The 25,080-nt window shown below is 60.7% G+C and carries 25 protein-coding genes and 1 pseudogene; 13 read left to right on the forward strand and 13 right to left on the reverse strand.

What is annotated here, in order from left to right:
* Positions 1 to 52: 52 nt before the first annotated feature.
* The 7 genes and pseudogenes from U862_RS0123860 to coaBC all read right to left on the reverse strand — a co-directional run bounded on the left by U862_RS0123860 (position 53) and on the right by coaBC (position 5,706).
* Positions 53 to 436 carry a hypothetical protein gene (locus U862_RS0123860; RefSeq protein ID WP_025112710.1) on the reverse strand — a complete coding sequence of 128 codons (384 nt, stop codon included), beginning with the start codon at positions 434 to 436 and terminating at the stop codon, positions 53 to 55.
* Entirely contained in the window at positions 423 to 995 is a 573-nt protein-coding gene (locus tag U862_RS0123865) for a hypothetical protein (RefSeq protein ID WP_025112711.1), read from the reverse strand. The genes U862_RS0123860 and U862_RS0123865 overlap by 14 nt, the downstream gene beginning before the upstream one ends.
* A gap of 17 nt (positions 996 to 1,012) precedes the next feature.
* Entirely contained in the window at positions 1,013 to 1,273 is a 261-nt protein-coding gene (locus U862_RS0123870) for a hypothetical protein (protein WP_025112712.1), read from the reverse strand.
* A 200-nt stretch (positions 1,274 to 1,473) separates the two neighbouring features.
* Positions 1,474 to 2,379 (reverse strand): acetylglutamate kinase, encoded by a 906-nt coding sequence (gene argB, locus U862_RS0123875; RefSeq protein ID WP_003229488.1) that lies wholly within the window; start codon positions 2,377 to 2,379, stop codon positions 1,474 to 1,476.
* Between the two features lie 17 nt (positions 2,380 to 2,396).
* A pseudogene (locus U862_RS0123880) lies at positions 2,397 to 3,773 on the reverse strand (phosphomannomutase/phosphoglucomutase); the annotation flags it as partial.
* Positions 3,774 to 4,036: 263 nt separating this feature from the next.
* Positions 4,037 to 4,492: a dUTP diphosphatase gene (gene dut, locus U862_RS0123885; protein WP_016985816.1), complete on the reverse strand. Its 456-nt coding sequence runs from the start codon at positions 4,490 to 4,492 to the stop codon at positions 4,037 to 4,039.
* Positions 4,493 to 4,497: 5 nt separating this feature from the next.
* Positions 4,498 to 5,706, reverse strand: a complete 1,209-nt coding sequence (gene coaBC, locus U862_RS0123890) for a bifunctional phosphopantothenoylcysteine decarboxylase/phosphopantothenate--cysteine ligase CoaBC (RefSeq protein ID WP_003229480.1) — start codon at positions 5,704 to 5,706, stop codon at positions 4,498 to 4,500.
* 135 nt (positions 5,707 to 5,841) lie between these two features.
* Between coaBC and radC the strand changes: the two genes are divergently transcribed.
* Positions 5,842 to 6,516: a DNA repair protein RadC gene (radC, locus tag U862_RS0123895; RefSeq protein WP_025112714.1), complete on the forward strand. Its 675-nt coding sequence runs from the start codon at positions 5,842 to 5,844 to the stop codon at positions 6,514 to 6,516.
* Positions 6,517 to 6,650: 134 nt separating this feature from the next.
* Here the strand turns inward: radC and U862_RS0123900 are convergent, their stop codons facing one another.
* Complete coding sequence (locus U862_RS0123900; RefSeq protein ID WP_025112715.1) at positions 6,651 to 8,237, reverse strand: ABC transporter substrate-binding protein; 1,587 nt, start codon at positions 8,235 to 8,237, stop codon at positions 6,651 to 6,653.
* Positions 8,238 to 8,682: 445 nt separating this feature from the next.
* Here U862_RS0123900 and rpmB point away from each other — a divergent pair, with 445 nt between their 5' ends.
* Positions 8,683 to 8,916 carry a 50S ribosomal protein L28 gene (gene rpmB, locus U862_RS0123905; protein WP_003229474.1) on the forward strand — a complete coding sequence of 78 codons (234 nt, stop codon included), beginning with the start codon at positions 8,683 to 8,685 and terminating at the stop codon, positions 8,914 to 8,916.
* 11 nt (positions 8,917 to 8,927) lie between these two features.
* Positions 8,928 to 9,083 (forward strand): 50S ribosomal protein L33, encoded by a 156-nt coding sequence (gene rpmG, locus U862_RS0123910; RefSeq protein WP_003177274.1) that lies wholly within the window; start codon positions 8,928 to 8,930, stop codon positions 9,081 to 9,083.
* 180 nt (positions 9,084 to 9,263) lie between these two features.
* On the opposite strand, the gene U862_RS0123915 is transcribed toward rpmG, so the two are convergent.
* Entirely contained in the window at positions 9,264 to 9,626 is a 363-nt protein-coding gene (locus tag U862_RS0123915; protein WP_025112716.1) for a cupin domain-containing protein, read from the reverse strand.
* Positions 9,627 to 9,860: 234 nt separating this feature from the next.
* Between U862_RS0123915 and U862_RS0123920 the strand changes: the two genes are divergently transcribed.
* Entirely contained in the window at positions 9,861 to 11,354 is a 1,494-nt protein-coding gene (locus U862_RS0123920) for an aldehyde dehydrogenase (RefSeq protein ID WP_016985821.1), read from the forward strand.
* A 186-nt stretch (positions 11,355 to 11,540) separates the two neighbouring features.
* Positions 11,541 to 12,686: an MFS transporter gene (locus tag U862_RS0123925; RefSeq protein WP_025112717.1), complete on the forward strand. Its 1,146-nt coding sequence runs from the start codon at positions 11,541 to 11,543 to the stop codon at positions 12,684 to 12,686.
* A gap of 113 nt (positions 12,687 to 12,799) precedes the next feature.
* Here U862_RS0123925 and U862_RS0123930 read toward each other — a convergent pair whose 3' ends face one another.
* Both U862_RS0123930 and U862_RS0123935 read right to left on the reverse strand, forming a co-directional pair.
* Positions 12,800 to 14,368, reverse strand: a complete 1,569-nt coding sequence (locus U862_RS0123930; RefSeq protein ID WP_025112718.1) for a phospholipase D family protein — start codon at positions 14,366 to 14,368, stop codon at positions 12,800 to 12,802.
* Between the two features lie 60 nt (positions 14,369 to 14,428).
* Positions 14,429 to 15,850 (reverse strand): PLP-dependent aminotransferase family protein, encoded by a 1,422-nt coding sequence (locus U862_RS0123935; RefSeq protein ID WP_025112719.1) that lies wholly within the window; start codon positions 15,848 to 15,850, stop codon positions 14,429 to 14,431.
* Positions 15,851 to 16,029: 179 nt separating this feature from the next.
* Here U862_RS0123935 and U862_RS0123940 point away from each other — a divergent pair, with 179 nt between their 5' ends.
* Positions 16,030 to 16,275, forward strand: coding sequence for a DUF1127 domain-containing protein (locus U862_RS0123940; protein ID WP_025112720.1), 246 nt, complete (start codon positions 16,030 to 16,032; stop codon positions 16,273 to 16,275).
* Between the two features lie 114 nt (positions 16,276 to 16,389).
* Here the strand turns inward: U862_RS0123940 and U862_RS0123945 are convergent, their stop codons facing one another.
* A complete protein-coding gene (locus U862_RS0123945) occupies positions 16,390 to 17,700 on the reverse strand; it encodes an FAD-binding oxidoreductase (protein WP_025112721.1) in 1,311 nt (436 codons plus the stop codon).
* Positions 17,701 to 17,847: 147 nt separating this feature from the next.
* On the opposite strand from U862_RS0123945, the gene U862_RS0123950 reads away from it, so the two are divergent.
* Positions 17,848 to 18,201: a YkgJ family cysteine cluster protein gene (locus tag U862_RS0123950; protein ID WP_025112722.1), complete on the forward strand. Its 354-nt coding sequence runs from the start codon at positions 17,848 to 17,850 to the stop codon at positions 18,199 to 18,201.
* A gap of 108 nt (positions 18,202 to 18,309) precedes the next feature.
* On the opposite strand, the gene U862_RS0123955 is transcribed toward U862_RS0123950, so the two are convergent.
* Positions 18,310 to 18,798 carry an Lrp/AsnC ligand binding domain-containing protein gene (locus tag U862_RS0123955; RefSeq protein ID WP_003177284.1) on the reverse strand — a complete coding sequence of 163 codons (489 nt, stop codon included), beginning with the start codon at positions 18,796 to 18,798 and terminating at the stop codon, positions 18,310 to 18,312.
* A gap of 156 nt (positions 18,799 to 18,954) precedes the next feature.
* On the opposite strand from U862_RS0123955, the gene dadA reads away from it, so the two are divergent.
* From dadA to U862_RS0123985, 6 genes are all read left to right on the forward strand, one after another.
* On the forward strand, positions 18,955 to 20,259 hold the full coding sequence (gene dadA, locus U862_RS0123960; RefSeq protein ID WP_025112723.1) for a D-amino acid dehydrogenase: 1,305 nt from the start codon (positions 18,955 to 18,957) through the stop codon (positions 20,257 to 20,259).
* Positions 20,231 to 20,584 (forward strand): RidA family protein, encoded by a 354-nt coding sequence (locus U862_RS0123965; RefSeq protein WP_025112724.1) that lies wholly within the window; start codon positions 20,231 to 20,233, stop codon positions 20,582 to 20,584. Before dadA ends, U862_RS0123965 begins: the two co-directional genes overlap by 29 nt.
* Positions 20,585 to 20,677: 93 nt before the next feature.
* Positions 20,678 to 21,751: an alanine racemase gene (gene alr, locus U862_RS0123970; protein WP_025112725.1), complete on the forward strand. Its 1,074-nt coding sequence runs from the start codon at positions 20,678 to 20,680 to the stop codon at positions 21,749 to 21,751.
* A gap of 88 nt (positions 21,752 to 21,839) precedes the next feature.
* Positions 21,840 to 22,388 carry a cupin domain-containing protein gene (locus U862_RS0123975; RefSeq protein ID WP_025112726.1) on the forward strand — a complete coding sequence of 183 codons (549 nt, stop codon included), beginning with the start codon at positions 21,840 to 21,842 and terminating at the stop codon, positions 22,386 to 22,388.
* Positions 22,389 to 22,570: 182 nt separating this feature from the next.
* Positions 22,571 to 22,987 carry a cytochrome c5 family protein gene (locus U862_RS0123980; RefSeq protein ID WP_025112727.1) on the forward strand — a complete coding sequence of 139 codons (417 nt, stop codon included), beginning with the start codon at positions 22,571 to 22,573 and terminating at the stop codon, positions 22,985 to 22,987.
* A 135-nt stretch (positions 22,988 to 23,122) separates the two neighbouring features.
* Entirely contained in the window at positions 23,123 to 25,045 is a 1,923-nt protein-coding gene (locus U862_RS0123985; protein ID WP_025112728.1) for an acetyl-CoA hydrolase/transferase C-terminal domain-containing protein, read from the forward strand.
* Positions 25,046 to 25,080 lie beyond the last annotated feature (35 nt).

Here is a 25,080-nt window from a genome sequence, read left to right on the forward strand (position 1 = left end):
CGGTAATAAAAGACCCCGCTCAGCCAGGCTGTGCGGGGTCTTTTTGTGTCCGTTAGCGCAGGTTTCGCCATTTTCCGATCAGTTTCAGGGTCAGGCTTGCATTGATCAATGCAAAAGCCAGCAACGCCAGAACCACCATCACATACAGCGTGCGATCTACATCGAAATTCCACAGATCCAGGCTGCTGCTGCGGATAATCGCCACCGCACTTGGCAGGTTGACGTAAAACAGCGCCGCAAAAGCGCACGTCAGCGGCAGCGCACGCCAGTAAAGCGCATCCCTGACCTTCTTTCGACTGCGCCTGCGGCTCTGTGGGCCTGACTGGTATTCATCCAGCGCCAACGCTTCACTGAGTGTCGGCCACGCCAGATTGAACAGAAAAGTGGTCAGGGTCAGCAGCAAGCCACTGACCGCAACGATGTCACTGAACGGCATTGAGTCCCAGCGTCGCACAGAGTAATGCGTGGCTGTCTTCGCTGATCTCGAACTGCCCGGCGCTGCCTTTGCGTTTGGTGATGGGTTTGAAGGTCGGCTCGTTCTGAGTGATCAGCATGTTCAGCTCATCGCGGATCACGTCCGAGCTGATGACCACCAGAAACACGGTTTGCGCGTGTTCTGCCGTCTCGATCACGGCGCGCATGCTGTGCTGAAGGATGTCGTCGAGTTGATTGCGAAAGCGCGACACGGTGTTTTTCAGCAGGGTTTTGCTTTGACTCTGGGTCAGCTGGAAGATCGTCGAGATCTGCGATTCGGTCGGCAGCGTTTCCCCGAAGTAGCTTTGAATCAGATAGAGCAGACGATCCTGCTTGGCCTCATCGGCCCGGCTGGGCATACCGCCTTCGACGAGCATTTTCAGGTATTCGGTCAGGCTGGCCTTGGCGATTCGCTGCAGGGCATGGGTGATTTCCGCGTCGCCTATGCGCAAGGTTTTCTTGACCAGTTCCTTTTGTTCCAGCTCGAAGGCGTCGGCGTCGATCGTGAACGAGATCTGCATGGCTCAATCGCTCCGAGTCATTTTTTGCGCGAGGGGGTGATGGTCTCGGCCCTTTTGATGCCGGAAGGCTTATCGGTTTTTTGTGGATAACGATCGTTGCCTGCGTCACCTTGCCCGGTGAGGATCTTCCAGCCGTTCAGGAGGTGCGCTGTCTTGCGAAACTGCGGGCAGGGCGGCATTGAGGTTTTGGCTTGATTGGAATACTGATGGCCGCAATCAACGCACTCATAAGTGCCAGGAGAAACATCACTGCCGTAGGGAACGTAGTCTTTTTGCATGGGTAGATCTCCGTTGGATTAGGGGAAGATCCTAGGGAGATTTGTTCTGAGGGAATGTCGGGCGTTTCGCTCAATAGCGTCGGACATTTCTTGCTCGCACAAAAAAGACCGCAGGCTTCGTCATCGCCTACAGGGAATTCATACAAATGAAGTTCCGCGTGGGCGCTGCCGCAGGCTGCGATCTTTTTAGGTTTCAGCGATCAGGGACGCTTGCGATTGCTGATCAGCGTGCCCACACCGGTGTCGGTGAAGATTTCCAGCAGGATCGCGTTCGGCACGCGACCGTCGATGATCAGCGAGCTGCCCACACCGCCCTGAACCGCTTCCAGTGCGCAGCGGATCTTCGGCAGCATGCCGCCGTAGATGGTGCCGTCGGCGATCAGGTCATCGACCTGCTGGGTGCTCAGGCCGGTCAGGACCGTGCCCGACTTGTCCATCAGGCCGGCGATGTTGGTCAGCAGCATCAGCTTTTCGGCTTTCAGCGCTTCGGCAACCTTGCCGGCCACCAGGTCAGCGTTGATGTTGTACGACTCGCCGTTCTCACCGACGCCGATTGGCGCGATCACCGGGATGAAGTTGCCCTTGACCAGCAGGTTCAGCAGTTCGGTGTTGATCCCGACCACTTCGCCCACCTGACCGATGTCGATGATTTCCGGCTGGGTCATCTCCGGGGTCTGGCGGGTGACGGTCAGTTTCTTCGCGCGAATCAGCCCGGCGTCTTTACCGGTCAGACCGATGGCGCTGCCGCCGTGGCGGTTGATCAGGTTGACGATGCTTTTGTTGACCTGGCCGCCGAGGACCATTTCCACCACGTCCATGGTCGCGGCGTCGGTGACGCGCATGCCGTCGACAAAGTGGCTTTCGATCGACAGACGCTTGAGCAGATCACCGATCTGCGGGCCGCCGCCGTGAACCACCACCGGGTTGATACCCACGGCTTTCATCAAGACGATGTCGCGGGCGAAGCCGGTTTTCAGCTCCTCGCTTTCCATCGCGTTGCCGCCGTATTTGATCACCAGGGTCTTGCCGACATAACGTCGGATGTAAGGCAACGCTTCGGACAGGACCTGGGCGGTGTGGGCGGCGGCTTCGCGTTCAAGGGTCATTCAGGGCTCCGGGTGAATCAGAACGGTAGGTGGAGATCAGGTGCAACGCGTTTCAGTTGGGTGTGGAACACATCCTTGATGCGCTGCAATTGCGCCTCGTCATCGGCCTCGAAGCGCAGCACCAGCACCGGCGTGGTGTTGGATGCGCGCACCAGGCCCCAGCCTTCGGCGTAATCGACCCGCACGCCGTCAATGGTGGTCAGGTCAGCGCCTGGGCCCCACTGTGCGTCGTGCAGTGCATCAATGATGCTGAATTTGCTCTCTTCGGTCACATGGATATTGATTTCCGGCGTAGAAATATCGTTCGGGAAGGTCGCAAACAGCTCCTCGGCGGTGGATTTTTCCTTGCTGAGGATCTCCAGCAGGCGCGCGGCGCTGTAGATGCCGTCGTCGAAACCGAACCAGCGCTCCTTGAAGAAGATGTGCCCGCTCATCTCGCCGGCCAATAGAGCACCGGATTGTTTCATTTTCTTTTTGATCAACGAGTGACCGGTCTTCCACATTAGCGGGCGACCGCCGTATTCCTTGATCAGCGGCACCAGACGGCGGGTGCATTTGACGTCGAAGATGATTTCCGCGTCCGGGTTGCGCGCGACCACGTCACGGGCAAACAGCATCAGCAGGCGATCCGGGTAGACGATGCTGCCGGTGTTGGTCACCACGCCGACACGATCACCGTCGCCATCGAAAGCCAGGCCGATATCGGCGTTGGTTTCCTTGACCTTGGCGATCAGGTCGACGAGGTTTTCAGGCTTGCCAGGGTCCGGGTGATGGTTGGGGAAGTTGCCATCGACTTCGCAGAACAGCGGGATGACTTCGCAGTTCAATGCTTCGATCAGTTGCGGGGCGATCACGCCGGCTGCGCCGTTACCGCAGTCGACCACGACTTTCATGCGTCGGGCCAGCTTGACGTCCTGGACGATTTCGGTGGTGTAGCGGTCGAGGATCTCGACCTGGGTCACGCTGCCCTGACCGCTGGTCAGGTCATTGGTCTTGATGCGCTCGTGCAGCACCTGGATCTGTTCGTTGGCGAGAGTGTCACCTGCGATCACGATCTTGAAACCGTTGTAATTTGACGGGTTATGGCTGCCGGTGAGCATCACCCCCGACTTGCCGGCCAGTACGTTGGCCGCGTAATACAGCGCCGGGGTCGGCACCAGGCCGACATCGCTGACATGGCAGCCGCTTTCGGCGATACCGCGGATCAGCTCGGCCACCAGTTCCGGGCCGGACAGTCGGCCGTCGCGGCCGACCGACACGTTCGGTTCGCCCTGGGCCAGGCTCTGCGAGCCGATGGCGCGGCCGATCCAGTAAGCGGTTTCGGCATTGAGGAATTCCGGCACGGTGCCGCGAATGTCATAGGCGCGGAAGATGCTGTCGGGAAGCTTCGGGGCGATCTTGGCTGGGGTGCTCATCTGCACAAATGCTCCATCTCGAAAGTGGCGGGACACACCGGCGATTCATTCGACGGCAGGCTCAAACTGAAGGGTATGACGGCGTTTTCCACGCAGAGTTCGTGGTATGAAAGGGCCATGACGCCTTGTCGGGCGTGGCTTTGGTCCGCCAAAACCTTGATTTTCGGTGCTAAACCGCGCAGATGACAATTTCAATTTGTGGTGAGGAAGAGCCTCCCTCACCACGCCCGCTGTCTACCTGATTATTTAGTGCCGGTATGGCCGAAACCGCCGGTACCGCGTTCGGTTTCAACGAACTCTTCGACCATTTCGAAATGCGCCTGCACCACCGGCACCAGCACCAATTGCGCCAGGCGTTCGCCGACGGTCATGGTGAAGTCGGTCTGACCACGGTTCCAGCAGGACACCATCAGCGGGCCTTGATAATCGGAGTCGATCAGGCCCACGAGGTTGCCCAGCACGATGCCGTGCTTATGGCCCATGCCCGAGCGCGGCAGGATCAGCGCGGCGAGATTCGGGTCGCCGATGTACACCGACAGTCCGGTCGGGATCAGCACGGTTTCACCCGGCTTGATGACGATGTCCTGTTCCAGCATGGCGCGCAGGTCGAGGCCGGCGGAGCCTGGCGTTGCGTATTGCGGCAGCGGGAATTCGGTACCGATGCGTGGGTCGAGGATCTTGGCTTGCAAAGCGTGCATGTAAATTAAACCTGGTTCAGACGTTCGGCGATAAAAGTGACCAGTTGGCGAGCGATCTTGCTCTTGCTGGTCTGGGCGAAAACCGTGGCGTGCAGCTCACGGTCAATCACGCTGCAGGCGTTTTCTTCGCTGTTGAAACCGATGCTCGGGTTGGCGACGTCGTTGGCGACGATCAAATCGAGATTCTTGTCTTTCAGCTTGCGTGCAGCGTAGTCGAGCAGGTGTTCGGTCTCGGCAGCGAAGCCGACACTGAACGGACGGTCGGGGCGGGTTGCGATGGTGGCCAGGATGTCCGGGTTGCGCACCATTTGCAGGACGAAGCCGTCGCCGCTTGTAGGGTCTTTCTTGAGTTTTTGCGGGGCAACGACTTCCGGACGGTAGTCCGCCACCGCTGCCGAGGCGATGAACACGTCACACGGGATGGCCGATTCGCACGCCGCGAGCATGTCGCGGGCGCTGACCACGTCGATGCGCGTAACGCGATCCGGAGTCGGCAGGTGCACCGGGCCGCTGATCAGCGTCACGCGGGCACCGGCTTCCACGGCGGCTTCGGCCAGGGCAAAGCCCATTTTGCCGGAGCTGTGGTTGGTGATGTAGCGCACCGGGTCGATGTTTTCCTGGGTCGGGCCGGCAGTGATCACCACGTGCTTGCCGGTCAGCGCCTGACGCTGGAAGCAATCCGCCGCGCATTGAGCCAGGTCGGTGGCCTCCATCATCCGGCCCATGCCGACGTCGCCGCAGGCCTGGCTGCCGGAGGCCGGGCCGAAGGTCTTCAGGCCACGGCTTTCCAGGAGTTGCAGGTTGGCCTGGGTCGCCGGGTCGCGCCACATCGCCTGGTTCATCGCCGGAGCGACGGCCACTACAGCGTCGGTGGCCAGCACCAGGGTGGTCAGCAAATCGTTGGCGATGCCTTGGGCCAGGCGGGCGATCAGGTCGGCAGTGGCCGGGGCAATCAGCACCAGATCGGCCCATTTGGCCAGCTCGATGTGGCCCATCGCCGCTTCGGCGGCCGGGTCGAGCAAATCCAGGTGAACCGGGTGCCCGGAGAGGGCCTGCATGGTCAGCGGGGTGATGAACTCGGCGCCGCCATGGGTCATGACCACGCGCACTTCGGCGCCCTGGTCGATCAGGCGACGAACCAGATCGGCGCTCTTGTAGGCCGCGATGCCGCCGCCGACGCCCAGAACGATGCGTTTCCGATACAGCCGCTGCATAGGTCTGCCTTTCATTTCGTGGGTGACATACGTGGCGAAACCCCCTCCCCAGGGTGAATTCGCCCGCAAAAAAGATGGGCTACGATATCACAGCGACCGCTACGGAACAGCGGCGCTCACAGACAAGGAACGTGTATGAGTATTCGCGATTGGCCTGCGGCGGAACGGCCGCGGGAAAGGTTACTTGAACAGGGTTCTGCGAGCCTCTCGGACGCCGAGTTACTGGCGATTTTTTTGCGCACGGGAGTTGTTGGAAAAAGCGCAGTGGACTTGGCGCGACACTTGTTGAATCAGTTCGGCAGCCTGCGTTTGTTGCTTGAGGCCGATCAGGAAGCATTCAGCAAACAGTTAGGTTTGGGGCCCGCAAAGTTTGCACAGTTGCAGGCTGCTCAAGAAATGAACCGGCGGTATCTGGCTGAGCGCTCACGCAGAGAGCCGGCGCTGGAGAATCCGCAGGCGGTTCGGGATTACCTGAAATCGATGCTACGCCACGAGCCGCACGAGGTGTTTGGTTGCCTGTTTCTGGACTCCAAGCATCAAGTATTGACGTTCGAGGCACTGTTTCGTGGCTCGATCGACAACACCAGTGTGCATCCACGTGAAGTGGTGAAGCGTGCCTTGGCGAACAATGCCGCGGCCGTGATCCTCTGCCACAACCATCCGTCGGGCAATACCGATCCCAGTCAGGCGGACAGGCAACTGACCAAGCGTTTGCAGAAGGCGCTGGAGCTGATTGATGTGCGGGTGCTCGATCACTTCATCGTTGGCGATGGCGAGCCGTTGTCGATGGCGGAGTGTGGCTGGATGTAGCTTTCAAGAACAAACGCCAACCCCTGTGGGAGCGGGCTTGCTCGCGAAGGCGGTGGGTCAGTCACTAAAAATGTTGGCTGATCCGACGCATTCGCGAGCAAGCCCGCTCCCACTGGGGGCTGTGTTGTGGCGGGTTATTTCAGGGTGACCCTGGAATAGTCCTGACGGCCAAACGGGCTGACGGAGTAACCCTGCACGTCCTTGCGCGTCAGCGCATACGCCGTCGGATGCGCCAGCGGCAGCCACAGCGCCTGCTGCTGAATCTGCGCCTGCGCCTGCTCGTACAGCTTGGTGCGCACACCTTGTTCGCTGGTGGTCTTGCCGGCGCTGATCAGCTTGTCCAGGTCGGCGTTGCAGTAGCGGGCGAAGTTGGTGCCGGACTTGACCGCCGCACAGGAAAACTGCGGTGTAAGGAAGTTGTCCGGGTCGCCGTTGTCGCCGGCCCAGCCCATGAACAACAGGTCATGCTCGCCGGCCTTGGCGCGGCGAATCAGTTCGCCCCATTCGATCACGCGGATTTCCGCCTGGATGCCGATTTCTGCCAAGTCCGATTGCAGCAGCTGGGCGCCCAGGCTCGGGTTCGGGTTGAGCAGGCTGCCGGACGGTCGGGTCCAGATGGTGGTCTGAAAACCGTCCTTGAGTCCGGCCTTGGCCATCAGTGCCTTGGCCTTGGCCACGTCATGAGGATAGCCCGGCAGGTTCTTCGCGTAGCTCCAGGTGTTTGGCGGGTAAGGGCCGCTGGCCGGTTCCGCGGTGTCCTCGAACACGGCTTTGACGTAGTTGGCCTTGTCGAAGGCAAGGTTGATCGCCTGGCGGACTTCCGGCTTGTCCAGCGGTGGGTGCTGGCTGTTGATGCCGACGAAGGCGGTCATGAAGGCGTCAGTCTTTTCCACTTTCAGCGTCGGCTCTTGCTGCGCCGCTTGTACATCCAGCGGTTTTGGCGAAAGCGCGATCTGGCACTCGTTGCGTCGCAGCTTTTGCAGGCGCACGTTGGCGTCCGGGGTGATGGCGAAGATCAGCGGGTCGACCGCAGGCTTGCCGCCGAAGTAGTCCGGGTTGGCCTTGTAGCGCACCGAGGCGTCTTTCTGGAAGCGCGTGAACACGAACGGGCCGGTGCCGATCGGCTGGCTGTTGAGCTTGTCGGTCGCGTCGGCCTTGAGCAGTTTGTCGGCGTATTCGGCGGAATAAATTGAGGCGAAGCCCATGCTCAGGGTCGCGAGGAACGTCGAGTCCGGGTGGTCGAGGGTAAAGCGCACGGTTAACGGGTCGAGTGCGTCGATCTTCTTGATCAGCGCCGGCAACTGCATGGACTGGGCGTGCGGGAAGCCGCTTTGCGCCACTTTGTGCCATGGGTTGGCCGGATCAAGCATGCGGTCGAAGCTGAACTTGACGTCTTCGGCGCTCAGGGTGCGGGTCGGCTTGAAATAGTCAGTGCTGTGAAACTTCACCTGCGGGTGCAGTTTGAACACGTAGCTCAGGCCATCGGTGCTGACTTCCCAGCTGTCGGCCAGGCTGGGCACGACTTTGCCGCTGGCAGTGTCGAAGTCCACGAGGCGGTTCATCAGTACATCGGCCGAAGCATTGGTGGTGGTCAGCGAGTTGTATTGCACCACGTCGAACCCTTCAGGGCTGGCCTCGGTGCAGACGCTCAGGGCGGCAGCCTGGGCCAGAGGGCTCAGCAGAAGCGGGGCGAGCAACAGGGGTAGGGCAGCGAGGCGCATGGTCGGCTTCCTTTACAGATCGAAGGCCATCTGCAGGTGCAGTCTGGAAAAGGGTTACCCTAGAGGGCTGGATTGCAAATGACTATCCCCTTTTTGCATTTTCGGGGCAGCGCAGTGGCGTTTTTCAGACCGCGGCGCGTGGCGAAAAGTCGGAAACGCCCTGGAGAGCGGTTTTCTGCGACGAGTGGTCAAAACTCGCGGCAGCCTTTATCCAAAGCGTCCGCAGCGGGAAAAAGCGCCTTTTTGCCGGTTGATTGCACATCCATTGTTGTTGCACCCCGGTCTTTCTGGTATAAAGCAGCGCTCTTTTCTAGGGGCCCGGTTCCTTCACTGTAGGTGTAGCCGGTAAGACCTCTAAAGAAACGCGGCGCCTGGCGCCAAATGACTGAGAGATTAAGCGGCCAACCCATGCCGGGTTGGGCATGTGGTTTTAGAGGGCTGAGGCATGTCGAGAGTATGTCAAGTTACCGGTAAGGGTCCGGTAACCGGGAATAACATTTCCCACGCAAACAACAAAACCCGTCGTCGTTTCCTGCCGAACCTGCAGCATCACCGCTTCTGGGTTGAAGAAGAGAAACGTTTTGTGCGTCTGCGCGTATCTGCCAAAGGCATGCGCATCATCGACAAGCGTGGCATCAGTGTCGTGCTCGCCGAACTTCGCCGCGATGGCAAGATTTAAGGGAGCTAATCATGCGTGAATTGATTCGTTTGATCTCGAGCGCCGGTACTGGTCACTTCTACACTACCGACAAGAACAAGCGTACTACTCCGGACAAAATCGAGATCAAGAAATATGATCCGGTTGTTCGCAAGCACGTGATCTACAAGGAAGGCAAAATCAAGTAATTGATTTTTCCCGACTTACAAAAAAGGCCCGTATCTCACGATACGGGCCTTTTTTGTTGCCTGGAGTTTTGTGCTGACTGTTGCGACGCTTTCGCGAGCAGGCTCGCTCCCACAATGGAATGCGGTCGAATGTGGGAGCGAGCCTGCTCGCGAAGGGGCCGGTAATATCAGCGAAAATCCTCAGGCCTTCTGTTCAAAGATCACATAGACCTTGCGGCAAGCCTCCAGCACTTCCCAAGTGCCGCGGAACCCTGCCGGAATCACAAAGCGATCACCAACACGCAACGTCTTGGCATTGCCATCGCTGTCACGCAGCACCGAAACCCCCTGCAGGATTTCGCAATATTCATGTTCGGTGTAATTCACCGTCCATTGGCCAACCGCACCTTCCCACACGCCAACGCCCATTTGCCCACAAGGGCTTTCGTATTGATGGAACACCGCTTGTTCAGGGTCACCTTTGAGCACTTTGGCCGGGTCCGGGCGATAGCGTTCGGCTTCGCTGCTGGTCAGGCTGATGTCGACGACGTTCTGGATGTTCATTGTTGTTTTCTCCCGTGATGACGGCGCGGTGGCTTGAAAGGGCCAAAGTCTATGTTTATTAAAATGAACACCGCAAGGCCGTATAGCGCGCTTATGTCAAATATATTGAAACAACCCCGGCCGCTGGTTTAGGGTGGCGGGTGCCTTGAGCCGAAAAGCAGGCTGGCCGGGCAGCATTCCTGAAGACGACCGCGAAGAACGCGGCGCTCTATTCAACAAGAGGAGGACACTCGAATGACCACCCTGACTCGTGCCGATTGGGAACAACGCGCCCGCGACCTGAAGATCGAAGGCCGCGCCTACCTCAATGGCGAATACACCGACGCCGTCTCCGGCGAGACCTTCGAGTGCATCAGCCCGGTCGATGGCCGTCTGCTGGGCAAGATTGCCAGCTGTGATGCCGCCGACGCCCAGCGCGCTGTGGAAAATGCCCGCGCCACGTTCAATTCCGGCGTCTGGTCGCGCCTGGCGCCGACCAAACGCAAAGCCACCATGATTCGTTTCGCCGGCCTGCTCAAGCAGCACGCTGAGGAGCTGGCGCTGCTCGAAACCCTCGACATGGGCAAGCCGATCAGTGACTCGCTGTACATCGACGTGCCAGGTGCGGCGCAAGCGCTGAGCTGGAGCGGTGAGGCGATCGACAAGATCTACGACGAAGTCGCCGCCACGCCGCACGATCAACTGGGTCTGGTCACCCGCGAGCCAGTGGGCGTGGTCGGCGCCATCGTGCCGTGGAACTTCCCGTTGATGATGGCCTGCTGGAAACTGGGACCTGCGCTTTCGACCGGTAACTCGGTGATCCTCAAGCCGTCGGAAAAGTCCCCGCTGACCGCCATCCGTATCGCTGCGCTGGCCGTTGAAGCCGGTATTCCAAAAGGCGTGCTCAACGTGCTGCCGGGCTACGGTCACACCGTTGGCAAGGCGCTGGCCCTGCATAACGACGTCGACACTCTGGTGTTCACCGGTTCGACCAAGATCGCCAAGCAGCTAATGATTTACTCAGGCGAATCGAACATGAAGCGCGTGTGGCTGGAAGCCGGTGGCAAGAGCCCGAACATCGTGTTTGCCGATGCGCCGGACTTGCAGGCCGCTGCCGAATCCGCCGCCAGCGCTATCGCCTTCAATCAGGGCGAAGTCTGCACCGCCGGTTCGCGTCTGCTGGTCGAGCGTTCGATCAAGGACACATTCCTGCCGATGGTGATCGAGGCGCTGAAAACCTGGAAGCCGGGCAACCCGCTGGATCCGGCGACCAACGTCGGTGCGCTGGTCGATACCCAGCAGATGAACACCGTGCTGTCGTACATCGAATCCGGCCACACCGATGGCGCCAAACTGGTGGCTGGCGGCAAGCGCATCCTGCAGGAAACCGGTGGCACTTACGTTGAACCGACGATCTTTGACGGCGTAAGCAACGCGATGAAGATCGCTCAGGAAGAGATCTTCGGCCCAGTGCTGTCGGTCATCGCGTTCGACACTGCCGAAGAAGCGATCCAGATCGCCAATGACACGCCGTATGGCCTGGCCGCTGCGGTATGGACCCAGGACATCTCCAAGGCGCATCTCACCGCCAAGGCCCTGCGTGCCGGCAGCGTGTGGGTCAACCAATACGACGGCGGTGATATGACTGCGCCGTTCGGTGGCTTCAAGCAGTCGGGCAACGGTCGTGACAAGTCGCTGCACGCGTTCGACAAGTACACCGAGCTGAAGGCGACGTGGATCAAGCTGTAAGCCTTTAGCGGGAGCCTGGCTCGTTCAGGCTCCCGAACATACAGAGATCCCCTGTGGGAGCGGGCTTGCTCGCGAAAGCGGTGTATCAGTCAGCACATTTGCTGAATGTGAAACCGTCTTCGCGAGCAAGCCCGCTCCCACAGTGGTTTTGTGCTGCATACAAGAATATCCACAGGAGCGTGGACCATGCGTTGGGCGACGTATTTCGCCGTGTTGGCGTCTGTCTTGAGTGTCGGTCTGGCCCTGGGGGTCAGCATGCCGCTGGTGTCATTGCGCCTCGAGGGCTGGGGTTACGGCGCCTTCGCCATTGGTGTGATGGCGGCGATGCCGGCAATTGGCGTGTTGCTGGGAGCGAAGATTTCCAGCCATCTGGCGGCGCGTTTCGGCACGGCGAACCTGATGCGCCTGTGCCTTTGGGCCGGGGCATTGTCGATCGGGTTGCTGGCGCTGTTGCCGAGTTATCCGATCTGGCTGGTCCTGCGTCTGATGATCGGGGTGATCCTGACCATCGTGTTTATCCTTGGCGAGAGCTGGATCAACCAACTGGTGGTGGAGAACTGGCGCGGGCGTCTGGTGGCGCTGTATGGCAGCAGCTATGCGTTGAGCCAACTGTCTGGTCCGCTGCTACTGGGCGCGCTCGGCACTGAGCACGATTACGGATTCTGGGTGGGCGTCGGGCTGTTGCTGGTTTCGCCCTTGTTGTTGCTGGGGCGCAGCGGTGCGCCGAGCAGTGAAGCCAGCAGCGTGACCTTCCGCGATCTGTGGGGCTTTGCCCGCGAGTTGCCGGCGATTGCCTGGGCGGTATCGTTGTTTGCAGCATTCGAGGCGATGATCCTGACCCTGCTGCCGGTGTATTGCCTGCAGCAGGGCTTCACCGCCGAGATCGCGCTGGCGATGGTCAGCACCGTGGTGGTCGGTGACGCCCTGCTGCAATTGCCGATTGGCGCATTGGCGGATTACCTGTCGCGGCGCACATTGTTCACCGGCTGCGCGGTGATCCTGATGTTGTCGAGCCTGGCGATCCCGCTGTTGATCGATACGCTGCTGATCTGGCCGTTGTGGGTATTGTTCGGTGCCAGCGCTGGCGGCTTGTTCACCTTGTCACTGATCCTGATCGGCGAGCGCTATCGCGACGATGCGTTGGTGCGGGCCAATGCGCACATTGCGCAGCTGTGGGGTGTTGGCTGTCTGATCGGCCCTTTGATGGCGGGGGCGGGCAGCCAATGGATCAGCGGGCATGCGTTGCCGTTGTTGATGGCGGTCGGCGCATTTGGGCTGGTGATACTGCTGATGCGCCAAGGTGCATTCGGCACCGAAGCACAGCCTGCTTGAATGCTTCCCTGTGGGAGCGGGCTTGCTCGCGAAAGCGGTGTGTCAGTCAGCACATTGGCTGAATGTAAAACCGCATTCGCGAGCAAGCCCGCTCCCACAAGGGACAACCGTGATTACAGCATCCGCTCAAGGCCTACGGCGGTGCTGAACCACGCATTGAACCGCCGCCACCAGCTCCCCGGTTCCTTGGTCAGCGTGTGGGTCTGGCCGTTGTCCTCGGTCACCCAGACGATCTTGCCATCCTGCAGTTTCGCCTCGTAACTCAGCGCTGGCGCCATGCCTTGCAGGGCCAGTTCGCGCACGTGCTCGGCCAGTTCCGGGCTGTCGACCAGGACCCCGACTTCGGTGTTCCACAGCACCGAGCGCGGGTCGAAGTTGAACGAGCCGATAAACGCCTTCTGCCGGTCGAATATCATCGCCTTGCTGTGCAGGCTGGAATCCGAGCCACGAAACGACTTGCTGTAAAACAGATGCGGGCCGCTGCCGTAGTTATCCCCAGGCTGACGGCGCAGTTCATACAGCTTTACCCCGTGTTCCAACAGCGCCTTGCGGTATGGCGCATAACCGCCGTGCACCGCCGGCACGTCGGTGGCTTCCAGTGAGTTGGTCAGCAGGCTCACCGACACCCCGGCGTCGGCGCGCCCGGTCAGGTACACCAGCCCCGGCTGACCGGGCACGAAGTACGCCGAGATCATGATCAGCTCTTTGTTGACGCCTTTGAGCTCCGGCGCCAGTTGCGTGGTCAGCAGCAGTTGCGGGTCCGGTTCGTCCTTGGCCAGCACCTTGCTCGGCGCATCCCACAGCGCCTGGTTCCAGGCCCAGATCAGTTCCTTGCGCCAGACATCCATACGCGGTGCGGTCTTGAACGTCATCAGCTGTTGATACAGCGCGTGATTCTGTTTGCGGGTTTCATCCAGCGATTCTTCCAGGCGCGTGCGAGTGTTCTGCAAGTCCTTGGCGGTCGGTTTGCTGGAGAGGAACTCGTTGATCGGCTTGCTCAGCGCACTGTTCCAGTACTGGTCGAAACTGTGCCCGAGTTGCTCGGCCACAGGTCCCACACTGAGCATGTCGATGTCGGTGAAGTTCAGGTTCGGCTCGGCATCGAAATACTCGTCACCCAGATTGCGCCCGCCGACGATGGCCACGCTGTTGTCCGCCAGGAACAGTTTGTTGTGCATCCGCCGGTGCTGCAGCGACAGGTTGAACAAGCGCCCGGCAGCGCGGGTCACACCGGTGCTGCGACCCAGGTGCAGCGGGTTGAACAGGCGGATCTGGATCTGTGGATGCGCCGCCAGCGTGGCGATGATCGTGTCGAGGCCGTCGCTGGTCGTGTCGTCGAGCAGGATGCGTACGCGCACGCCACGGTCGGCCGCTTTGAGCAGTTCCTCCACAAGCATACGTGTGCTGACGCCGTCATGGACGATGTAGTACTGCAAGTCGAGGCTGGTCTGCGCGTTGCGGATCAGCTCGGCGCGGGCGGTGAATGCTTCGGTGCTGTTGGACAGCAGGCGGAAACCGGAGCGGCCCTGATAGGGCGCGGCCTGGGCCTGAATCGAGCGGCCGAAGCTGGAGTCTGACGCCGGCAGGGCCTGGCTTGGCTCACGCGGGACGTCGAGGCTGGCGCAGCCGCTCAGGAGCGAGGCGAACATCAGCAAAGCGAGTAGGGGCTGTCTGAAGCTCACGTAGGAACGTTCCGGTCGGCGGCAAAGGTCGGCATATGGACGCTGATCACTCGAAAAAGGTCAGTCGGCTTCGGCCAGCAATTTGATCGCGGCTGCACCGACCTTGCGCACCGCGTCTTCGATTTGCGGTGTCGGTTTGGCAGCGTAGTTCATCCGCAAGCAGTTGCGGTACTTGCCCGAGGCGGAAAAGATGCTGCCGACAGCAATCTGTACACCTTGGTCATGCAGCGCGCGATTGAGCTTCAGCGTATCGAAACCTTCGGGCAATTCGACCCACAACATGAAACTGCCCTGCGGGCGGCTGGCGCGGGTGCCGGCCGGGAAATAACGCGTGACCCAGTCGATCATTACGTCGCGATTGCGCTGGTATTGAGTGCGCATCCGCCGCAAATGCGGTTCGAAGTACCCACCTTTGAGGAATTCGGCAATGGCGATCTGCGGCTGTGGCGCGGTGGAACCGGTGCTGATGTATTTCATGTGCAGCACCCGCTCCAGATAACGTCCCGGCGCGACCCAACCGATGCGCAGCCCCGGCGCCAGGGTTTTGGAAAACGAACTGCAGAGCAATACCCGACCGTCCTCGTCGAAGGACTTGATCGTGCGTGGACGTGGGTAGGTGTAGGCGAGTTCGCCATATACATCGTCCTCGATGATCGCCACGTCGAAGCGCTGCGCAAGGTTGAGCAGAGCGCGCTTGCGCGACTCCGGCATGATGTAGCCCAGCGGGTTGTTGCAGTTGGGGGTGATCTGGATGACCTTGATCGGCCATTGTTCCAGCGCCAGTTCCAGCGCTTCGAGGCTGATGCCGGTCAGCGGGTCGGTGGGGATTTCCAGCGCTTTCATGCCCAGCCCTTTGAGCGTTTGCATGGCGCCGTGAAAGCTCGGCGAATCCACCGCGACGATGTCACCCGGCTCGCAGATCGCGTGGATGCTGGTGGACAAGGCTTCGTGGCAACCGGTGGTGATCACCAGATCGCTGGCGCTTAACTGGCAGCCGGAATCGAGCATCAGTCGGGCGATCTGTTCGCGCAGTTCGAGAGTGCCGTGGATGTTGTCGTAATACAGGCCGGGCATGTCCTGGCGACGACTGATCCGCGCCAGTCCGCGCAGCAGCGGTTTCATGGTTGGGGTGGTCACATCGGGCATGCCGCGACCCAGTTGCACCACGTCCTTGCGCGGCACCGCGCGAATCAGTTCCAGCACCTGATCCCACTGCGAAATCTCCACCGGCCTTTGCGCCGGGCGCCCGATCGCAGGCAGTTCCGGCAGCTCGCGCCCCACCGGCACGAAGTATCCGGACTTGGGTTTCGGTGTGGCCAGACCGCTGTCTTCAAGCATGCGATAGGCCTGCTGCACCGTGCTGAGGCTGACCCCGTGTTCTACGCTCAAGGCGCGCACCGAAGGCAGGCGATCGCCAGGACGGTAGAAGCCTTGTTCGATGCGGGTGCCGAGCAGCTCGGCGAGGTTCACATACAGGGTCATGGCACTGCCTCGATGCAGGTGATTCGTTAAACCAGTACAGATGCGGCAAAAATCGGTGATTCAGTCTCAGGTACGGCAAATCTGTATGGGATTAATACAGATGTGTTGAATCTGTAATGCTTTTCCCGACCCGCGCATCATGGAATCTCTGGCTACCCAAGTAAACAGGAGCGACAAAAATGAACGGCTTGAGCGATGTGCGGCTGACGTTACACAGTCAGGAACTGGAGGCGGGGCAGAGGGACAGTGCGCGCAATGAGATGTTGCGCAACGCACCGTCCGGCCTGAGTCGCTGGGGCCTGTTCTGGCATCGTCTGCACACACGCAAGGCGTTGCTGAACCTGACGCCGGAGCAACTCAAGGATGTCGGGTTGACCCGCGAGCAGGCGCTGGAGGAGGGGTTGAAGCCGTTCTGGCGGATCTGAATCTTCGGAGCTCATGAGGCCCATTCGCGAGCAGGCTCGCTCCCACAGGAAAATGCATTCCAATGTGGGAGCGAGCCTGCTCGCGAAGGCGTCTTAAATCGCGCCATCTATTTATCAGGCCAGCTCTTTGAGCCGATGCCACAGCATCCCCAACGCCAGCAACGGCGAGCGCAAATGCTTGCCGCCAGGGAAGGTGATGTGCGGCACCTTGGCGAACAGATCGAACCCGCCGCTGTGCTGGCCGCTGATTGCCTCGGCCAGCAACTTGCCCGCCAGGTGTGTGGCATTCACCCCGTGCCCGGAATAGGCCTGGGCGTAATACACGTTTGGCTGATCATTGAGCCGGCCGATCTGCGGCAGACGATTGGCGCCGATGCCGATCATGCCACCCCATTGATAGTCGATCTTCACTGAAGCCAATTGCGGAAACACTTCGAGCATCTTCGGCTGCATGTACGCACCGATGTCCTTCGGATCGCGCCCCGAATAATGGCAGGCGCCGCCGAACAGCAGGCGCCGGTCCGCCGAGAGCCGGTAGTAATCCAGCGCCACCCGCTGATCGCAGACCGCCATGTTTTGCGGCAGCAGGGCGTGGGCCTGGGCTTCGCTCAGTGGCTCGGTAGCGATGATGTAACTGCCGGCGGGCAGGACTTTGCCGCTCAGTTGCGGGTTGAGGTCATTGAGGTAGGCGTTGCAGCCGAGCACCAGCGTCTTGGCGCGCACCGAGCCTTGCGCGGTGTGCACGCGAACTTCAGGGCCGTAATCGATGCGGGTGACTGCTGACTGCTCAAACAGTTTGACCCCCAGCTGCTGCGCGGCAGCGGCTTCGCCCAGCGCCAGGTTAAGCGGATGCAGATGCCCGGATCCCATGTCGATCAGGCCGCCGACATAGCGTTTGGAGCCGACCACGGTGTGCATCTCGTCGGCTTGCAGCAGGAGGGTCTGGTAGCGATAGCCGAGTCCGCGCAGTTCTTCGGCGTCTTCGGCAAAGCCTTCGAGGTCGCCGGGCTTGTTGGCGAGATCGCAGTAGCCCCAGGTCAGGTCGCACTGGATCTGGAAACGGTCGACCCGCTGACGGACGATTTCCACCGCTTCCAGGCCCATGAGTTTCATCTGGCGAACACCGTCGGCCCCGATGACGTTGGCGAACTGATCGAGACCGTGGCCGACCCCGCGAATCAACTGCCCACCGTTGCGGCCACTGGCGCCCCAGCCGATGCGGTGCGCTTCCAGCAACACCACGCTGAGGCCACGCTCGGCCAGTTCCAGTGCGGTGTTGAGCCCGGAAAACCCGCCGCCGACCACGCACACGTCTGCGATCACTTCACCCCGCAACTGCGAATGATCCGGCTGCGGCAGGCTGCTGGCGGCGTAGTAAGAGGCAACGTGGGGTTGGCTCGCGAAGGTTCGGGCGCGGGCATTCATGGGCATCGTCCAACGGCTGAGTGTCGAGAAAATTTGACGGAGCATAAGCCGCACGCCCGAAGCGGGGCAACACTGGTCGGCCGTTGCTGTCTGGATCACGGCTTTTGCGGCACAATCGCCGCCTATTTCATGTGGGTTACCGTTTCGATGAGCTGCAACCGCCAGACAATCCGCGACCTGCGTCAGCAGATCCCCACGTTCGACTGCGTGCCGGGCTGCCATGACTGCTGCGGGCCGGTGACGACCTCGCCGGAAGAAATGTCGCGCCTGCCGCGCAAGACCCGCACCGAGCAGGATGCGGCAATGGACGAGTTGAATTGTGTGCACCTGGGGCCGGAAGGCTGCACGGTGTATGAAGAGCGGCCGTTGATCTGCCGGTTGTTTGGTACGACCAAGACGTTGCCTTGCCCGAACGGGCGAGGGCCGGTGGAGCTGATTCATCCGCGGGTTGAAAAGCAGATCTTCGAGTACATGGCTTCGAATCGGCAGGTGCTGGTTTAGCGGGTTCACTCGGCACCGTGGCGACGCATTCGCGAGCAAGCCCCACACACAGGGAAATACATTTCAAATGTGGGAGCGAGCCTGCTCGCGAAGGGGGCGCCACAAACCTCAATCCGGAATCGGCAGGCTCAGGCTCTCTTTCACTTCTTCCATCACGATATAGCTCTTTGATTCGCGCACATGCGGCAACTTCAACAGAATGTCGCCCAGCAGCTTGCGGTAGGAGGCCATCTCGGAAATCCGCGCCTTCACCAGGTAGTCGAAATCCCCGGACACCAGGTGACACTCAAGCACATGCGGCAATTTCAGCACCGCGCGCCGGAACTCCTCGAAAGTATCGCCGGATTTGTAGTCGAGGCTGATCTCGACGAACACCAGCAGGCTACCCTTCAAGTGCTGCGGATTGAGCCGGGCGTTGTAGCCCATGATGATTCCCTCGCGCTCCAGCCGCCGCACCCGCTCCGTACACGGCGTGGTGGACAGGCCGACCTTCTCCCCGAGTTCGGTAAACGATATCCGCCCGTCCGCCTGCAGGATCCGCAAGATATTGCGGTCGATCTTGTCCAGCTCACGTTTGGTCTGAGTGTTGGTACGCATAGGGGATGCGCCTCCGTGAAAAGGGTTTTTGCCGAGAATTGTCGCCAAATATAGGCGCTTATACAGTGAAAAGCACTGGCCATTCTTTTTTACACTGCGCGCATCATTGCTCTAACAACAGACGTACGCGGCCCTGCCGCGATGAGGGATACAAAAATGCGCGTAATGGTCTTGGGTAGCGGCGTCATCGGGACCGCCAGTGCTTACTATCTGGCCCGTGCCGGGTTTGAAGTGGTGGTGGTCGACCGGCAGCCAGCCGTGGCCATGGAGACCAGCTTCGCCAACGCCGGCCAGGTGTCGCCGGGTTATGCCTCGCCGTGGGCCGCTCCGGGCGTGCCGCTCAAGGCCATCAAGTGGTTGCTGCAACGCCACGCGCCGCTGGCGATCAAGGCCACCGCCGACATCGACCAGTACCTGTGGATGGCGCAGATGCTGCGCAACTGCACCGCCAGCCGTTACGCGGTGAACAAGGAGCGCATGGTGCGTCTGTCCGAGTACAGCCGCGACTGCCTCGACGAACTGCGTGCGGAAACCGGCATCGCCTACGAAGGCCGCAGCCTCGGTACCACCCAACTGTTCCGCACTCAGGCGCAGCTCGATGGCGCCGCCAAAGACATCGCCGTGCTGAAAGAGTCCGGTGTGCCGTTTGAAGTCCTCGACCGCGCCGGCATCGCCCGCGTCGAACCGGCCCTGGCCAATGTCACCGACATCCTCGCCGGTGCCCTGCGTCTGCCGAACGACCAGACCGGCGACTGCCAGATGTTCACCACGCGCCTGGCTGAAATGGCTGTGAAACTCGGTGTGGAATTCCGCTTCGGTCAGGACATCCAGCGCCTCGACTACGCAGGTGATCGCATCAACGGCGTGTGGATCGACGGCAAGCTGGAAACCGCCGACCGCTACGTGCTGGCCCTCGGCAGTTATTCGCCGCAACTGCTCAAGCCGCTGGGCATCAAGGCCCCGGTGTATCCGCTCAAGGGTTACTCGCTGACCGTGCCGATCACCAACCCGGACATGGCCCCGACCTCGACCATTCTCGATGAGACCTACAAGGTCGCGATCACCCGTTTCGATAACCGTATCCGCGTTGGCGGCATGGCGGAGATTGCCGGTTTTGACCTGTCGCTGAACCCGCGCCGGCGCGAAACCCTGGAGATGATCGTCAACGACCTTTATCCTCAGGGCGGCAATCTGGCCGAGGCGAGCTTCTGGACCGGTCTGCGTCCGACGACCCCGGACGGCACGCCGATCGTGGGCGCCACGCCGTTCAAGAACCTGTTCCTCAACACCGGTCACGGCACCCTGGGTTGGACCATGGCGTGCGGTTCCGGTCGTTTGCTGGCCGATCTGATGGCGAAGAAAAAACCACAGATCAGCGCCGAAGGCCTCGATATTTCCCGTTACGGCAACAAACCTCAGGAGTCCGCAAAACATGGCAATCCAGCGCCAGCTCACCAATGAGCGCATGAGTCAGATCGTCAGCCACAACGGCACCGTGTATCTGGCCGGCCAGGTCGGCGACGACTTCAACGCCGGGGTTGAGCAGCAGACCCGCGACGTGCTCGCCAACATCGAGCGTTTGCTGGATCTGGCCGGGACTGACAAGCAGCATCTGCTGTCGGCGACGATTTATCTGAACGACATCGAGGCGCACTTTGCCGGGATGAACTCGGTGTGGGACGAGTGGCTGCCCAAAGGTGCTGCACCGGCCCGTGCCACCGTCGAAGCGAAGATGGCCAAGCCGAGCATTCTGGTAGAAATCTCTATCGTCGCCGCGCTGCCGTAACCGTTTAAAGATCCCTCTCCCGGCGCTGTTGGCGGTTCACGTCGTCAGTCAGCGCCGGTTTTTCTTCCCATGACCGCCTAGAAGTCTGCCGCCATGCGTCCTGCCCGTGCCCTGATCGACCTAGAAGCCCTGCGCCACAACTACCGAATTGCCCGCGAAGTCACCGGCGCCAAGGCGCTGGCGGTGATCAAGGCTGATGCCTACGGTCACGGCGCAGTGCGTTGCGCCCAGGCGCTGGAAGCCGAAGCCGACGGATTTGCCGTCGCCTGCATCGAAGAGGCGCTGGAGCTGCGCGTCGCCGGGATCAAGGCACCGGTGTTGTTGCTCGAAGGCATCTTCGAAGCCGATGAGCTGGCGCTGATCGTCGAGCATGATTTCTGGTGTGTGGTGCATTCGCTGTGGCAGCTCGAAGCGATTGAGCAGGCGGCCTTGAGCAAACCGATCACCGTGTGGCTCAAGCTCGATTCGGGCATGCACCGTGTTGGTCTGCATCCGAAGGATTACGCGGCGGCCTACCAGCGTCTGCTGGCCAGCGGCAAAGTGGCGAAGATCGTGCTGATGAGCCATTTCGCCCGCGCCGATGAGCTGCACGAACAGAGCAGCGCCGATCAGGTCGCGGTGTTCGAGGCTGCGCGCCAGGGCCTGGCAGCCGAAGTCAGCCTGCGCAACTCGCCCGCCGTGCTCGGCTGGCCGCAGATCCACAGCGACTGGGTGCGCCCGGGCATCATGCTCTACGGCGCGACCCCGTTCGAAGAAGCCAACGCCGTGGCCGAGCGCCTGCAACCGGTGATGACCCTCGAATCGAAAGTCATCTGCGTACGTGAACTGCCCGCCGGCGAGCCGATTGGTTATGGCGCCAGGTTCATCACCGACAAACCGATGCGCATCGGCGTGGTCGCCATGGGGTATGCCGATGGCTACCCGCGTCAGGCACCGACCGGCACGCCGGTGCTGGTGGCCGGCAAGCGCAGCCGGATTCTCGGTCGCGTATCGATGGACATGCTCTGCATCGACCTTACCGATGTGCCGGACGCCGACCTGGGTTCGACCGTGGAGCTGTGGGGCAAAAACATCCTCGCCAGTGAAGTGGCGCAGTGGGCCGACACCATTCCATACCAGATTTTCTGCAACCTGCGTCGGGTGCCAAGGCTCTATTCCGAGGGTTGAGGCCGCTGCGGGGGCCAAGTGTTGTAAATACTGAACGCTGTCGCCATGATAACGCTCAATATTCTTACAACATCAGGAGGCTCCCGCCTTGGACGTCGGTGAACGACTGCAATCGATCCGCAAGCTCAAAGGGCTTTCCCAGCGTGAACTCGCCAAACGCGCGGGCGTCACCAACAGCACCATTTCGATGATCGAAAAGAATAGCGTCAGCCCTTCGATCAGTTCGCTGAGAAAGGTGCTGGGCGGCATCCCCATGTCCATGGTCGAGTTCTTTTCCGAAGAAATCCTGCAGGAAATTCCGACCCAGATCGTCTACAAGGCCAACGAGCTGATCGACATTTCCGACGGCGCCGTGACCATGAAACTGGTCGGTCGCGCGCACCCGAGCCGGGCCATCGCGTTCCTCAACGAAATCTACCCGCCGGGCGCAGATACCGGCGAAGAAATGCTCACCCATGAAGGCGAGGAAACCGGGATTCTGGTTGAAGGGCGTCTGGAATTGGTGGTGGGGCTGGAAACTTTTATTCTCGAAGCCGGCGACAGCTACTACTTTGAAAGTACCAAGCCGCATCGTTTCCGTAATCCGTTCGACTTGCCTGCGCGACTAATCAGCGCAGCCACGCCGGCGAATTTTTGAAAAGAGAGGTGCCAAGCCATGACGGCGAAGGCATCCGAAGAGTTTTTCCACTGCGCGGTATAACCCCTTTGACTATGGGGTTGTTTCAGTGTGGCGGGCTACCCGCTATACTTGCGCCCGCCTGCGAACCGTGGCCGCAGGCGTGAATAGCCACCATTGAGGGTGAACGCGTGAACCTAATTATGAAAATGCTGGCCGCACCAGCAACCGTACTGGCCCTCTGGGCTGTCAGCGCTCAAGCTGCGACGAATGACGACATTGCCAAGCGCCTCGAGCCGGTCGGCCAGGTGTGCGTTCAGGGGCAGGAATGCAAGGGTATGGAAGTGGCAGCCTCCGCTGGCGGCGGTGGCGGGGCGAAGACGCCTGACGAAGTGATTGCAAAACATTGCAACGCTTGCCACGGTACGGGCCTGTTGGGTGCACCGAAAATCGGTGACGCAGCGGCCTGGAAAGACCGCGCCGATCACCAGGGCGGCCTCGATGGCCTGCTGGCCAAAGCCATCACCGGCCTGAACTCTATGCCGCCGAAAGGCACCTGCGCCGACTGCTCGGATGACGAGTTGAAGGGCGCTATCCAGAAGATGTCCGGCCTGAAATAAGCCACGCTTCTGACGAAAAAAACCGTCTTCGGACGGTTTTTTTGTGCCCGCGATTCACGGCGTGGGCTGTCCTTTGCAGCAAACTCAGGGCAAGCTCGGTCTACCTCTATTCACGGAACGGGCAGGAGGCTTCAGATGGTGCAGTTGTGTTCGATCGAACAGGCAGTGGACGAGGTGCTCGCACGCTTGCCGGCGCATATCCACATGGGCATGCCGCTGGGGCTGGGCAAGCCCAATCATTTCGTCAACGCGCTGTACCGGCGCATCAAGGACCTGCCCGAACGGCAACTGACGATCTACACCGCGCTGTGTCTGGGGCGGCCGACGCTGGGCGACGGTTTGCAGAAGCGCTTCATCGAACCCTTTGTCGAGCGCGTATTCGGTGACTACCCCGAATTCGATTTCCTCGCCGACCTGCAGCGTGACAGCCTGCCCGCCAACATCCGCATCGAACAGTTCTTCATGCAGCCCGGCAGCCTGCTCAATAGCGCGCCGGCCCAGCAGGATTACGTCAGCAGCAACTATAGCCACGCCGCCCGCGACATCAACGCTGCCGGCCTGAACCTGGTGGCGCAGTTGCTCGCCAGCAGCAGCGAACACCCCGACCGGTTGAGCCTGAGCTGCAACCCGGACATCACTCTCGACCTGTTGCCGATGATCGCCAAGCGCCGCGATGCGGGGGAGACCATTCTGCTGGTCGGTCAGGTACACACCGAGCTGCCTTACATGCCCGGCGATGCCGAAGTCGATATCGACACCTTCGACCTGCTGATCGACGCGAAGGACAGCAGCACGCTGTTTTCCACGCCGAACATGCCGGTGGGGTTTCAGGATCATTTCATCGGCCTGCACGCCAGCACCCTGGTGCGTGACGGCGGCACCTTGCAGATCGGCATCGGCTCGATGGGCGATGCGCTGACCGCGGCGCTGCTCGCGCGGCAAGCGGATAACGCCGGTTATCAGGCCCTGCTCAACGACCTCAACCTCAGCCAGTGGGCGCAGTTGATCGAGCGCGAAGGCGGCACCGCACCCTTCGCCAAAGGCCTGTATGGCTGCAGTGAAATGTTCGTCAACGGTCTGCTGGTGCTGGCGGACGCCGGGATCATCCGGCGCAAGGTTTACCCCGACGTACAGACTCAGGAACAGGCCAACGCCGGCACCCTCGATGAAGCGGCGCAAACCGATGGCATCTCGGTGCACGGCGGTTTCTTCCTCGGCCCGCGCAGTTTCTACGAGCGCCTGCGCGAGTTACCGCAGAGCAAGCGCCTCGAATTCAACATGACCCGCATCAGCTACATCAACGAGCTGTACGGGCAGGAGGAACTCAAGCGATTGCAGCGCCTCGATGCACGGTTCATCAACACCGTGTTCACCATGACGCTGATGGGCGCGGGTGTAGCCGATCAGCTGGAAGACGGGCGGGTGCTCAGCGGCGTTGGCGGGCAGTACAACTTCGTTGCCCAGGGCCACGCGCTGCACGATGCGCGCTCGATTCTGATCCTGCGCAGCTGGCGCGAATCCGGTGGCGAGGTCAGTTCGAATATTGTCTGGGAATACGGCCACTGCACGATCCCGCGGCATCTGCGTGACATCGTGGTTACCGAGTACGGCATCGCCGATCTGCGCGGCAAATCCGATGCGGTGGTGATCGAGGCGTTGCTCAATATCAGCGATTCACGCTTCCAGCCGGGGTTGATCGAACAGGCGCAGAAGGTCGGCAAGCTGCCGAAGGATTTCCATCTCGATCCACGCTTTGCCGAGAACACGCCGCAGCGTTTACAGGCGATTGCCGCGAGGCATCCGAACCTGTTTCCGGAGTATCCGTTGGGCTGTGATTTCACGGCGATCGAGCGGGATCTGCTGCGGGCGCTGAACTGGCTGAAGAGCAAGTTCAAGCTGACCGAGATTCTGGAACTGGGCAAAGCAGCCCTCGACGCACCCGATGCCTCGACATTCCCCGACCACCTGGAACGCATGCAACTGACACACCCGGAAGGCCTGAAAGAAGACCTCTTCCAGCGCCTGCTCCTCACCGGCCTCAAAGCCACCACCCAATAACCGCCCACTGCAAAACCAACTGTGGGAGCGGGCTT

This window comes from Pseudomonas sp. H1h (assembly GCF_000633255.1).
Lineage (GTDB): Bacteria > Pseudomonadota > Gammaproteobacteria > Pseudomonadales > Pseudomonadaceae > Aquipseudomonas.

Bases quoted from the DNA above. Each gene is read 5' to 3' on its own strand.
- U862_RS0123860 (WP_025112710.1), bottom strand. From the start codon at position 436: ATGCCGTTCAGTGACATCGTTGCGGTCAGTGGCTTGCTGCTGACCCTG.
- U862_RS0123865 (WP_025112711.1), bottom strand. From the start codon at position 995: ATGCAGATCTCGTTCACGATCGACGCCGACGCCTTCGAGCTGGAACAA.
- U862_RS0123870 (WP_025112712.1), bottom strand. From the start codon at position 1,273: ATGCAAAAAGACTACGTTCCCTACGGCAGTGATGTTTCTCCTGGCACT.
- argB (WP_003229488.1), bottom strand. From the start codon at position 2,379: ATGACCCTTGAACGCGAAGCCGCCGCCCACACCGCCCAGGTCCTGTCC.
- dut (WP_016985816.1), bottom strand. From the start codon at position 4,492: ATGCACGCTTTGCAAGCCAAGATCCTCGACCCACGCATCGGTACCGAA.
- coaBC (WP_003229480.1), bottom strand. From the start codon at position 5,706: ATGCAGCGGCTGTATCGGAAACGCATCGTTCTGGGCGTCGGCGGCGGC.
- radC (WP_025112714.1), top strand. From the start codon at position 5,842: ATGAGTATTCGCGATTGGCCTGCGGCGGAACGGCCGCGGGAAAGGTTA.
- U862_RS0123900 (WP_025112715.1), bottom strand. From the start codon at position 8,237: ATGCGCCTCGCTGCCCTACCCCTGTTGCTCGCCCCGCTTCTGCTGAGC.
- rpmB (WP_003229474.1), top strand. From the start codon at position 8,683: ATGTCGAGAGTATGTCAAGTTACCGGTAAGGGTCCGGTAACCGGGAAT.
- rpmG (WP_003177274.1), top strand. From the start codon at position 8,928: ATGCGTGAATTGATTCGTTTGATCTCGAGCGCCGGTACTGGTCACTTC.
- U862_RS0123915 (WP_025112716.1), bottom strand. From the start codon at position 9,626: ATGAACATCCAGAACGTCGTCGACATCAGCCTGACCAGCAGCGAAGCC.
- U862_RS0123920 (WP_016985821.1), top strand. From the start codon at position 9,861: ATGACCACCCTGACTCGTGCCGATTGGGAACAACGCGCCCGCGACCTG.
- U862_RS0123925 (WP_025112717.1), top strand. From the start codon at position 11,541: ATGCGTTGGGCGACGTATTTCGCCGTGTTGGCGTCTGTCTTGAGTGTC.
- U862_RS0123935 (WP_025112719.1), bottom strand. From the start codon at position 15,850: ATGACCCTGTATGTGAACCTCGCCGAGCTGCTCGGCACCCGCATCGAA.
- U862_RS0123940 (WP_025112720.1), top strand. From the start codon at position 16,030: ATGAACGGCTTGAGCGATGTGCGGCTGACGTTACACAGTCAGGAACTG.
- U862_RS0123945 (WP_025112721.1), bottom strand. From the start codon at position 17,700: ATGAATGCCCGCGCCCGAACCTTCGCGAGCCAACCCCACGTTGCCTCT.
- U862_RS0123950 (WP_025112722.1), top strand. From the start codon at position 17,848: ATGAGCTGCAACCGCCAGACAATCCGCGACCTGCGTCAGCAGATCCCC.
- U862_RS0123955 (WP_003177284.1), bottom strand. From the start codon at position 18,798: ATGCGTACCAACACTCAGACCAAACGTGAGCTGGACAAGATCGACCGC.
- dadA (WP_025112723.1), top strand. From the start codon at position 18,955: ATGCGCGTAATGGTCTTGGGTAGCGGCGTCATCGGGACCGCCAGTGCT.
- U862_RS0123965 (WP_025112724.1), top strand. From the start codon at position 20,231: ATGGCAATCCAGCGCCAGCTCACCAATGAGCGCATGAGTCAGATCGTC.
- alr (WP_025112725.1), top strand. From the start codon at position 20,678: ATGCGTCCTGCCCGTGCCCTGATCGACCTAGAAGCCCTGCGCCACAAC.
- U862_RS0123980 (WP_025112727.1), top strand. From the start codon at position 22,571: ATGAAAATGCTGGCCGCACCAGCAACCGTACTGGCCCTCTGGGCTGTC.
- U862_RS0123985 (WP_025112728.1), top strand. From the start codon at position 23,123: ATGGTGCAGTTGTGTTCGATCGAACAGGCAGTGGACGAGGTGCTCGCA.